This is a genomic window from Pseudoroseomonas cervicalis ATCC 49957, assembly GCF_000164635.1.
GTDB classification, from domain to species: domain Bacteria; phylum Pseudomonadota; class Alphaproteobacteria; order Acetobacterales; family Acetobacteraceae; genus Pseudoroseomonas; species Pseudoroseomonas cervicalis.
The window spans coordinates 1-2,211 of sequence record NZ_GG770787.1 but is presented as its reverse complement, the minus strand read 5'-3'; the positions used below and the strand labels follow the sequence as shown (position 1 = coordinate 2,211).

3 protein-coding genes are annotated in these 2,211 nt (G+C 73.6%); all 3 read left to right on the top strand.

Going from position 1 to position 2,211, the window contains the following annotated elements; translation table 11 throughout:
- Nucleotides 1-183: 183 nt before the first annotated feature.
- The 3 genes from HMPREF0731_RS18985 (at nt 184) to HMPREF0731_RS18975 (ending at nt 2,045) form a co-directional block, all read left to right on the top strand.
- Complete coding sequence (locus tag HMPREF0731_RS18985) at nt 184-531, top strand: RNA-binding S4 domain-containing protein (RefSeq protein WP_007005825.1); 348 nt, start codon at nt 184-186, stop codon at nt 529-531.
- A gap of 213 nt (nt 532-744) precedes the next feature.
- Entirely contained in the window at nt 745-1,077 is a 333-nt protein-coding gene (fdxA, locus tag HMPREF0731_RS18980) for a ferredoxin FdxA (protein WP_007005824.1), read from the top strand.
- Between the two features lie 389 nt (nt 1,078-1,466).
- Entirely contained in the window at nt 1,467-2,045 is a 579-nt protein-coding gene (locus tag HMPREF0731_RS18975) for a CarD family transcriptional regulator (protein WP_157136244.1), read from the top strand.
- Nucleotides 2,046-2,211: the final 166 nt, after the last annotated feature.

Below are 2,211 nucleotides of genomic sequence, written 5' to 3'. Positions count from 1 at the left end.
CGCCCGGACCGTGGCGGCGAGCGGGGCGACCGGCGCGACCGCCGCCCCCCGCGCGACGACCGGCAGGAGCCGCGCTCCTTCTCCTTCGATGGCGGCAACGCCAAGGGCAAGGGTCCGGATCCGGACAGCCCCTTCGCCGTGCTGGCCCGGCTGAAGCTGGGCAAGGAGTAAGGGGGCGCCACCTTGCCGGAGACCGAGGACCGGGACTGGCAGCGACTCGACAAATGGCTGTGGTGCGCGCGCGTCGCCAAGACGCGGGGCGAGTGCGCCAGGCTGGTCGAGCGCGGCCGCTTCCGCCTCAACCGGCAGCCGGTGGAGAAGCCGCACGCGAAGCTGCGGCCCGGCGATGTGCTGACGCTGGCGCTGGGCAGCGCCGAGCAGGGTCGCATCCGCGTCTGGCGCATCCTGGCCCTGGCCGGGCGGCGCGGCCCGGCGCCCGAGGCGCGGGCGCTGTATGAGGACCTGACCGGGGGCGAGGCCCCGGGGACGTCCCGTGGCACGCCCGAGGCCGGGGAGCGGGACGAGGACTGAGCGGCGTCCTGCCGCCCGCACAGGCCGGGCGGCCCGCGCCCCGGCTGGCCGCCCGCCACGCTTCATCCCAGGGCGCCGCGGGCGGAGCCCGCGCAGGGGTCTCCCCTGCAACAAAGGCGGTTGCGCCGATCTGCCGCAGGCGCCATGTCTCGCGCGCGCGAAGACCGCCGCGCAGGGCGCCCCCGGCGGGGCGGGCACAGAGGAATCCGGACCGTGGCTTACGTCGTCACCGAGAACTGCATCCGCTGCAAGTACATGGACTGCGTCGAGGTCTGTCCGGTCGATTGCTTCTATGTCGGCGAGAACATGCTGGTCATCCACCCGGATGAGTGCATCGATTGCGGCGTGTGCGAGCCCGAATGCCCGGCCGAGGCGATCTTCCCCGACAGCGACGACAAGGCAGCCGACTGGGCCGAGCTGAACCGCACCTATTCCCAGCAATGGCCGAACATCACCCGCAAGGGCGAGGCGCCGGAGGATGCCGAGGCGTGGAACGGCAAGCCGGACAAGAAGGCGCTGTTCGACCCCAAGCCGGGCGAGCCCTGAGCCGGGCGGGGCGACCGCCCCGCCGGCCCGGCGCCGCCACGCCAGCTCTGCCCTGACCGGGACCGATGGCCGCCCCCCGCCGCGCGCGGGGTGACGGCCGCACGGTTTTGTGCTATTTGTTGGCAATGGGCAGGGCTGCCCGCCTCGCTTCGGCGCGCCGCCCGCCTTCCGGCCGCATGACGCGCCGGCACCGGCCCCCGACCCCGCCAGCGCGCCTGGACGTGCAACGGCCCGCCGGTTGCCAGGTTGTGATGCCGGCCCCCTCGGTCTGCAGGAGTTGAGAGCGGATGAAGCCACCCGCCGGCGCGAAATCCACCACGACGCAACCCGAGCCGGCCGCGGCCGAATCCAGGCCCTCCCCCCGCCCCCTTCCCGGACGCCGCCCCGGCATGGCCGAGACCCAGGCCCCCTCGCCCACCGAGGGCGTGGCCGCCGGCCCGGCGCGGCCGGCGCCGCCGCCCAAGCCGCTCGGCAACCAGGGCAGCGAGTTCAAGGCGGGCGACCATGTGGTCTACCCGACCCATGGCGTCGGCCAAGTGCAGGGCATCGAGAGCATGGCGGTCGCCGGCACCGAGCTGAAGGTGATCATCGTCACCTTCGAGGAGAACCGCATGACGCTGCGGGTGCCGCTGAACAAGGCGGCCTCCTCCGGCCTGCGCAAGCTCGCCGGCGGCGACCGCATGGGTGAGGCGATGGAGACGCTGAAGGGCCGCGCCCGCATCAAGCGCACCATGTGGTCGCGCCGCGCCCAGGAATACGAGCAGAAGATCAACAGCGGCGACCCGGTGCAGATCGCCGAGGTGGTGCGCGACCTGCACCGCAATGCCGGCCAGCCGGACCAGTCCTTCTCCGAGCGGCAGATCTACGAGCTGGCCATGGATCGCCTCGCCGCCGAGGTCGCGGCGATCGACGGCACCGACAAGAATGGCGCCATGACCAAGCTGCTCGAGCATCTGAAGCAGGGCTGAGCAGCCCGCCGGAACGGCGAAGGCCCGGGGAGCGATCCCCGGGCCTTTTTCTGTCAGAGGCGCGCGGCACGCCCGATGGGGCTCTCCCTGCCGCTGGATGGCCGTCTGGCCGGCGGCGCGTCCGGCGGCCAGGGCACGCCGGCACCGCCGCCTCAGCCGAGGCCGG

Bases quoted from the DNA above. Each gene is read 5' to 3' on its own strand.
- HMPREF0731_RS18975 (WP_157136244.1), top strand. From the start codon at position 1,467: ATGGCCGAGACCCAGGCCCCCTCGCCCACCGAGGGCGTGGCCGCCGGC.